The following is an 8,109-nucleotide window of genomic DNA, read 5'->3' on the forward strand; positions in this document are numbered from 1 at the left end:
GATGAGATCTTGCACTAGAAAATCATTCTTAAACAAGTTCAACTTTTAAAGTAAAACCAATATAAACAAAACCTAATCAGAAATCAAGAAATTATAGATGCTCTAAAAAGCAAAATGACTTTGGAGTAAAGCACATAGTGCTATTAAAAGTTGTCTGTTGGTGTAGATAAAATAAATACCAAAGATACGCCTTTAAGCTATCCACACGTATTAATGATTAACTTTTTGAGTAAGAACTTTACTTCCTTGAATATATTTGATAATATATATTCCTTTTGAAAGAGAAGACACGTCAATTTTAAAAATATCCTTTGTAAGAGTGCATTTTTCTATTCTTTCTCCAAAAATATTATACACTCCAATCTGTACAGATTGATTAGTACCAATATTTTCTAATTCCCAACTAGATGATTTTATTCTCCATTTCAATGAACTATCACTTTCATATTCTGCCACTATAATAGGCGAATAATTAAAGCTGCCATCAACGTCTAATTGTTTAAGACGATAATAATACTTTTCAGAACTTCTCACTTCTGTATCTGTAAAGTTGTAGTTGTTTATAGGATTAGTTTCACTAACAGCCTGTACAAAGCCAATACTATTGAAGTTAGAAATATTGTTAAAAGGAGCTCTTTCTACTTGAAAGTAGTCATTGTCTATTTCTAAAGCTGTTTTCCAATTAAGAAGTATTCCATTTTCTACATTTTTAGTAGTAAAAGACAGTAGTTCGATGGGTAATGGTGTAGGCGAACAAGTACAATAACTCAAGTTTGAGCCAAAATTTCCAGCACCTGCAAATTGAACATCCCAACCATTATTTGGAGGTGATTGAGGGGCTGAACTATCACAAATATCTAACTGGACATTATTTGTACCTACTGTACCACTATTGTTTCGTGTTTCGCCACCTACATTAAATCTACCACAAGCACCTCCAGCTTGTATGCTTCCGTTATTTGTTAAGTCTCCTGTAATATCAACTGTCGAATCATTTGCTGTCAGAGTGCCTCCATTTACATCTACATCTCCACCCACAGAACCTCCTACATTAAAGTCTAACGTAGAGCCACTATTTACAGCTACATCTCCACCAATATCAGTGTTTCCGTTAAAATCTATATCTGCTTGATTGACGTCTAAATCTCCTCCTATTGTACCTGCTCCATTAGCTGTTAAGGTAGAACCACTATTACTTGCTACATCTCCTGTAACAGAAAAAGTAGATTCAAATGTTAGGTCACCATTGTTACTCAAGTTTCCTTGTATTGTCGTTGAAGACTGAAAATCTAGTGTACCATTATTTTCTACATTTCCAGCTACAGTAGCATCTCCAGCAATAGTGAGTGTTGCTGTTCCATTAACTTGTAAATTTCCTGTGAGGTTAGCATCTCCTCCTACTTGCATAGGGCTATTTGTTCTGACATCTCTAGCATTCAAATCTCCTCCGATAACTACACTACCCGAATTAGAGCTAAAATCTCTTGCTGTTACACTACCTGCGACATTGAATGTGCCGTTATTAGTAATATCTCCAGTAACAGTAATATCTGTCGTGCTTGTAAAAGTGGCATTGCTATTAACTTGTAGGCTACCTACATCAAATGTTCCAAAGTTATTAAAAGTAAGGCGATTGGTCATGTTTAGACTTGTATTCCAAGTGCCATGGTTTTGTACACTAGCATTATTCCCCCAAAGGTTTAGACTACCTGTATAAACAGTAGAAGAAGAAATACAAAGATTAGCGTTAGCTCTTAGGTTTACTTGACCTGTAAAAGTTCCTGCAAAGGTAATGCAAAGTGTTTGTCCTGAATTGACTGTAATATTTCCAGTAGCAGTATTATGAGTAATAGTACAACCACTACATTGAGCATTTATACTAGAACAATAGAAGATGAGAGGAAGGAGTAAACCAAGAAAGTATAAGTTTTTCATATAGGGTGGTAATTTAAAATAGCTTTCATTTGTATGATTAAATATACAAAAAAACTGAAAGCCATTCCAGAGCTAACTATTTCTATATAAAAGAAATAGCGTAACTTTTTAAGAGTTTTGACAAAAAAAAGAGACTATAGTTGCATTTTAGGTATAATTATAGCAGATTGTTATTCAAACAATACTAACAAGGGGAAATTAAGAGCAAAATAGTTTTTGCTTTACTGATAATTCTGATAATAATTTTAAAATATTTTTTTAGCTCAATCTAATTTATTATGAATACTAGAATTTCAATTTTCTCAATTTTCTTTCTCCTTATTTTTAGTTGTATGTCTTTTAGCTCTCCCACTTCTTTATCTTTTGAAGAAATCAATAGAGCAAATGCCACTGTTATTTCATCCGTTACTTTCAAAATTAAAAATGCAGGAATTACTGTCGATGGAAGTTTCAAAGGCTTTCAAGGAACAGTAAATTTCAACCCAGATGACCTTGCAAGCAGTAAATTTGATGTGAGTGTGGCTGCAAAAACGGTTGATACAGATAATAATAAAAGGGATGAACATTTGAGGCAAGACGAATATTTTGGTGTAGAAAAGCATCCAAAAATTTCTATGAAATCTACAAGTATCTCAAAAGTAAGTGATGGCAAGTACAACGCTACTTTTGAGCTTACCATTAAAGGAAAGACAAAATCTGTTTCTTTTCCTTTCTCTTACAGCCAAACAAGTAGAGGTTATAAGCTCAATGGTTCTTTTGAAATAGATAGAAGAGATTTTGGTGTGGGTGGTTCTAGTTGGATTCTTTCAGACGATGTAAAAGTCTTCCTAAATGTAGAGGTGAAAAACTAATTTTTATATAGATTAGTACCCAAATCATTATTAATTCTTAGACTTTCCGTATTTTTACAAAAATATAACTACCCTTTTTAATTAGCTGATTGCGTATCAATTAGCTTTTAAAAAGGGTTTATCGTAGATGCATTACGACACAAAAGGGAAGACACATATACACAGAAGAACAATAAAAGATATTTTTATTTCGAAAAAAATCTCCTTATGAATCAATCTAATATTGCTGTTTTGAAGCAGCTTGATGAACTTTTAAATCAACTTTCAGATATAGAATACGCCCATCCGTTAGAAATAATTTCACAAAATACGATAGGAAAACACGTTAGACATATTTTAGAGTTTTACACTTGTTTATTGGATGGAATAGAAAATAAATCAGTAGATTATGATGCTCGTAAGCGCAATCTTGATTTAGAAAACTACACTAAAAAAGCATTAGAAACATCTCAAAGTATTGCCGAAAAGCTTCAAAATTTGGATAACAAAACCGAACTAGAGCTTTTTGCTACACTACCACACGCTAGAACAAAGCTGACTTCTACAACTGAAAGAGAACTCTATTATGTTTTAGAACATACGATTCATCATTTTGCCATTATCAAGATTGCTGTTAGAAATGCTTTTCCACATATTAATATTGCAGATGAATTTGGTGTCGCTTATGCAACGCTCCAACATCAAGAAACCATTTCTAACTAATTTTAACGCATTTCATACACTTTAGCCGTTGTTGGTGTCCCCACCAACGACAGATTTTTATATGAAAAAACCTTTATGGTGGATAAAACTAACGAATTTTGAATATTGGTCGTTTTGGTTTTTCTATTTACCTACTGTTCCCTATGGTTTGTATTTGGCATTGCGTTCGGGGTCGCTTGCCTACTTTACTTCTGTCAATCCTGCTGTGCCTTTGAGTGGACTTCAAGGACAACCTAAGCAAAATATTCTCAAACTTTTAGATGAGAAATATCTTCCCAAATCATTGTATTTTAAAAATGATACTGCTTTTGAAACTGTAAAATCAGAAGTAGAAAAAAAAGAAATTGATTTTCCATTTATTATTAAACCAGAAATAGGAGAGCGTGGAAAAGGTGTGGAGAAAATGGATTCTTTTGAAGAACTCAAAGAATATTTACAAGATTATTTTCAGCAAAATAAATCGGACTTTATCATACAAGAATTTTTAAAAGAACCTGTTGAACTAGGTGTTTTGTATTATAGATTGCCAAATAGTTTGATTAGCAAAGTAAAAGATGTTTCCAGAATTAAAAATTTTAGGAGTTCTGCCATTACTTCTATCGTACAAAAGGAGTTTTTAAGTGTAACAGGAGATGGAGGAAAGACACTTGCTCAGCTTATAGAAGATTCTGATAGAGCAAGGTTTCAGAAAAAGCGATTGAAAAAAGAATTTGCAGAAGAATGGAGTATAACAATTCCCAAAAATAAAAAAATAGTCTTAGAGCATATTGGAAATCATTGTAGAGGAACAAAATTTTTAGACGGAAATAGTCTTATCACAGAAGAAAACCGAGCTGCTTTTGATGAAATAATGAAGCCATTAAAAAATTATTATTATGGAAGATTTGATATAAAAGTCTCTTCTATTGAGGATTTCAAACAAGGAAAAGGCATTAAAATAATGGAAGTAAATGGCGTAGCTTCTGAGCCTGCGCATATTTATGACCCCAAAACTCCGATTCTGAAAGCCTACAAAGATATTTTCAAGCACATGAAAATTATCCAAGTGATTAGTAAGCAAAATAAAAAAGATGGAACTCCCTTCGCTTCATTTGCAGAAGTAATGGGAATTGTAAAAGCAGAGTTTAAGAAAACGTTTTTGTAAGCTGCTTTATTCATCAAATTCATAATCAAGTTCTAATTCATTAGGTGTGAATTTTAGAATGGCTTTTTTCCAGTTTTTGTTTTCTTCTTCCAAATAATTATTCATTAACTCTATACATTTGATAGGAACGAAAGAGTCAGAAGGGGAAAACTCCTCTATATTTCCATTTTCTTCAATGACACAGTAGTAATTAATTTTATTATGGTTTGAGCCTAACCTTTCATATTCTAACCAAGCAATTTGAAAGTTCTTAGGTAATCCTTCTACCATAGCTGCCATAGCATAATCGACTAATTCTTCTTTTGAAGGTATTTGATTATTTTCCATCATTTTATCCTTACAATGTTCTGACTTATTATTTATCTTTTCTCTACGACAACTCCTTCTCCAATTCCTTCAATTTAGCATCTACCTGCACCTTGATTACAGGAATGGCTTGCAAAACGTATTCTAATTTGTCTTTAATTTGGGCGATTGTCCAACCATTTTCTTGGCTGGCTTCAATTTCTGAAAGGGTAGTATTAAACTTTGTAAGTCCTGTATAAGCCGTACAAGATTTGAATTTGTGTACTGTTTGGCGAAGCGTATCTAGCTTTCCTTCATTAAACTCTCTTTGAAGCTGTGCAGGATATTCTCTAAGGTTTTTATCTAAAATTTGTAGCATATTCTGAACAAGCATCGGCTCGTTATCTACAATTTCATAAATCTGTGAAAGGTCAATTTTTTCGTTGTAGCTCATAGTATTTGTATTGATAAAGGATAGTAGTTGTTGCCAAATTTGAAACGGATACAAAGGATAAATCAATAAATTTACCTCATTGTTTACCCATTTTTGTTCTTTTTCCAAAAAAGAAGGAGGAACAAGTAAACAAAACGAAGTTGTATCTTCTATTTCTTTTTTTATAATATCTTGTTCTATAAATATAAAATCTATTTCAGAAAAATCAAATTCTAAATTTTGTGGTTCTTTTTCTATAAATTTTCCTCCTGCTAATTCTATTGTCGTTTGGATGAGTTTTCTATGAAGGTCATTTTTTCCAACATATAGAAAACGATTTTCAAGTGATAAAAAAGACTTTATTTCTTTTGGAATAAGACAAATCCCACTTATTTTTTCAAAAGAATCAGATAAGGCAATAAGATGCTCAAACGATTTGCCTTGACTAGACTGAATAAAATTTTCTGTAACTACCTTTTTAAGATTATTTGCAAGCAAATTTGTCCAATCTAATCGCAACTGTTCGTTGAGTGCTGTAAGTTCTTTCTGATGATTGACTTCTAAAATATCAGCCTCTTTGGTAAGTTGCCATTTTTCATTCAAAAACTCAATTTCTTGTAATTTATTGCGTTCTTCCAACTGATATACAGCTGTATAATATTCACTTTTGTTTTCTATCAGACATTCTAAAGCAAAGTTCTCTTTAGAGTTTTGAGGCTTTTGGAAAAGTGCATCTACAAAGAAAGTCTCTTCTTCAAAAGTGAGTTCTACATTGGGTATGGCAAGACTTTGACTTTCTGTGTCTATTGGAGCATCAGACAAAAACTCAATAGCTTCTCTGTGGACTGCAAAGGCTTCAAATAATTCGTAAAAATTGCTTTTGCTTTCTTGATTGATTTTCCAAACCGACTGACAAGTATCAGAAATACATCCTTTTGCATCTAAATAAAAAATCTGTATGCGATTCGCCAAAACGTGTAGTTTGCGAGCATCAAATTTAGTAAGAGAAGAAATATTTTTTGATACGATTTTGTCAGCCAAAGTAGCGTTAGGTCAAAAGGATTATAGGATAAATTCTACCTAAAGCTACAAAAAACTATTGAGATTTCTATAATAAAATAGGCAGAGTATTCCTACTCAACCAACTCCGAAATAGCCAAGACATTAACTGTCATATTATTATTAGAAAAATCAAAATCTTTTAATTCTACTTCTTGAATAGAGTTAGGAAGCAAAACATTGTATGGCTGGTTTACACGAACATAATTTTCTGTAAAACCAAATATTTTATCATCTTTTACTTCATTCTCCCACAAGACAGTCTTAGTCTTTCCAAGTTGAGATTCATAGAAATAACGACGTTTTTTATCTGACAAGCCGTGTAGCATCTTCGAACGCTCTGCACGCACCGATTTTGGAACGGCATTTTTCATAATGGCAGCTTTTGTATTCTTGCGTTCCGAATACGTAAAGACATGCAAATATGAAATATCTAAGCTATGAAGAAAATCATAAGTCTGCATAAAATGCTCATCTGTTTCGTTTGGAAAACCGACAATTACGTCCACTCCAATACAAGCATCTGGCATTAGGCTTTTAATTTTTTCAATTCGCTCACGGTACAAACTGGTCTTATAACGACGACGCATAAAACGCAAAATCTCATCGCTACCCGACTGCAAAGGAATATGGAAATGAGGAACAAACTTTTTAGACTGTGCTACAAACTCAATAATTTCATCTGATAAAAGATTTGGTTCGATAGATGAAATTCTGAAACGCTCAATGCCTTCTATTTTGTCTAATTCTTGAACTAACTCATAGAATGTATGTACACGCTTACCGTTTATCAGCCCATAATCTCCAGTGTTTACGCCTGTCAAGACAATTTCTTTCACATCCGTAGCTGCAATTTCTTTAGCAGCTTTCAAAATATTTTCTACTGTATCGCTTCGGCTGTTTCCTCTTGCTAGTGGAATGGTACAGAAAGCACAGTTATAATCACAACCATCTTGAACCTTTAAGAAAGTGCGTGTACGGTCGCCATAAGAATAAGCTGTATTAAATTCAGTTGCTTGGGAGATTTCAGAAGCACAAAGCTGAACAGTATCTTTCTGCTCAAAATCATTCAATACTTCAAACAAACGGAATTTTTCAGCTGCGCCCAAAACAGCATCAACTCCTTTGATAGTCGCAATCTCTTGTGGTTTGAGCTGTGCATAACAACCAATGATAATCACAAAAGAATTAGGCGAGGTTTTTTTGGCTTGTTTTACAATCTGTTTACACTTTTTATCTGCATTTTCTGTAACCGAACAAGTATTAATTACAAAAATATCTGGTGTTTCATTAAATTCTACACGCTCATATCCACGCTCTTCGAACTGGCGTGCAATCGTTGAAGTTTCAGAAAAGTTGAGTTTACAACCCAATGTATAAAAAGCTACTTTACGCATGAATGAAATTACTAATTACGAATTATAAATTACGAATTGAATAGACTGATTATTGAAAATGCCTATTTTAGGGTATTCGATATTATTTTTTGTGTTTGCAAAGGTACGAAATAAAATAAAATTTGTATTTATCAGCAAAACTGTTTTTATTTGCTAGATTTGAAAAATATCTACTGAAAAAGGAACTACATTTTTGAGAAATTAGTTTACTTTTCAGACAAACATGAAGGGGATTTAGCTCAGTTGGCTAGAGCGCTTCGCTGGCAGCGAAGAGGTCATCGGTTCGAATCCGATATTCTCCAC

At 32.9% G+C, this 8,109-nt stretch carries 7 protein-coding genes and 1 tRNA gene; 4 read left to right on the forward strand and 4 right to left on the reverse strand.

Annotated features, from left to right (window positions below; translation table 11 throughout):
• Positions 1-210: 210 nt before the first annotated feature.
• On the reverse strand, positions 211-1,935 hold the full coding sequence (locus tag QZ659_RS19410) for a T9SS type A sorting domain-containing protein (RefSeq protein ID WP_291728543.1): 1,725 nt from the start codon (positions 1,933-1,935) through the stop codon (positions 211-213).
• Between the two features lie 332 nt (positions 1,936-2,267).
• Here QZ659_RS19410 and QZ659_RS19415 point away from each other — a divergent pair, with 332 nt between their 5' ends.
• The 3 genes from QZ659_RS19415 to QZ659_RS19425 all read left to right on the forward strand — a co-directional run bounded on the left by QZ659_RS19415 (position 2,268) and on the right by QZ659_RS19425 (position 4,632).
• Positions 2,268-2,786 (forward strand): YceI family protein, encoded by a 519-nt coding sequence (locus QZ659_RS19415; RefSeq protein WP_291728546.1) that lies wholly within the window; start codon positions 2,268-2,270, stop codon positions 2,784-2,786.
• Positions 2,787-2,993: 207 nt separating this feature from the next.
• Entirely contained in the window at positions 2,994-3,488 is a 495-nt protein-coding gene (locus QZ659_RS19420) for a DinB family protein (protein ID WP_291728548.1), read from the forward strand.
• A 61-nt stretch (positions 3,489-3,549) separates the two neighbouring features.
• Positions 3,550-4,632 carry a hypothetical protein gene (locus tag QZ659_RS19425; protein ID WP_291728551.1) on the forward strand — a complete coding sequence of 361 codons (1,083 nt, stop codon included), beginning with the start codon at positions 3,550-3,552 and terminating at the stop codon, positions 4,630-4,632.
• Between the two features lie 6 nt (positions 4,633-4,638).
• Here QZ659_RS19425 and QZ659_RS19430 read toward each other — a convergent pair whose 3' ends face one another.
• The 3 genes from QZ659_RS19430 to mtaB form a co-directional block, all read right to left on the reverse strand.
• A complete protein-coding gene (locus tag QZ659_RS19430; RefSeq protein ID WP_291728552.1) occupies positions 4,639-4,962 on the reverse strand; it encodes a hypothetical protein in 324 nt (107 codons plus the stop codon).
• Positions 4,963-5,002: 40 nt separating this feature from the next.
• Complete coding sequence (locus tag QZ659_RS19435; RefSeq protein ID WP_291728553.1) at positions 5,003-6,391, reverse strand: Hpt domain-containing protein; 1,389 nt, start codon at positions 6,389-6,391, stop codon at positions 5,003-5,005.
• Between the two features lie 92 nt (positions 6,392-6,483).
• The gene (gene mtaB, locus QZ659_RS19440; RefSeq protein WP_291728555.1) at positions 6,484-7,806 is read right to left on the reverse strand and encodes a tRNA (N(6)-L-threonylcarbamoyladenosine(37)-C(2))-methylthiotransferase MtaB; all 1,323 of its coding nucleotides are present in this window, start codon (positions 7,804-7,806) and stop codon (positions 6,484-6,486) included.
• A gap of 228 nt (positions 7,807-8,034) precedes the next feature.
• Here mtaB and QZ659_RS19445 point away from each other — a divergent pair.
• Positions 8,035-8,108: transfer RNA gene (locus QZ659_RS19445), tRNA-Ala, on the forward strand.
• Position 8,109: the final 1 nt, after the last annotated feature.

The organism is Bernardetia sp. (assembly GCF_020630935.1).
In the GTDB taxonomy this organism is placed as follows: Bacteria; Bacteroidota; Bacteroidia; order Cytophagales; family Bernardetiaceae; genus Bernardetia.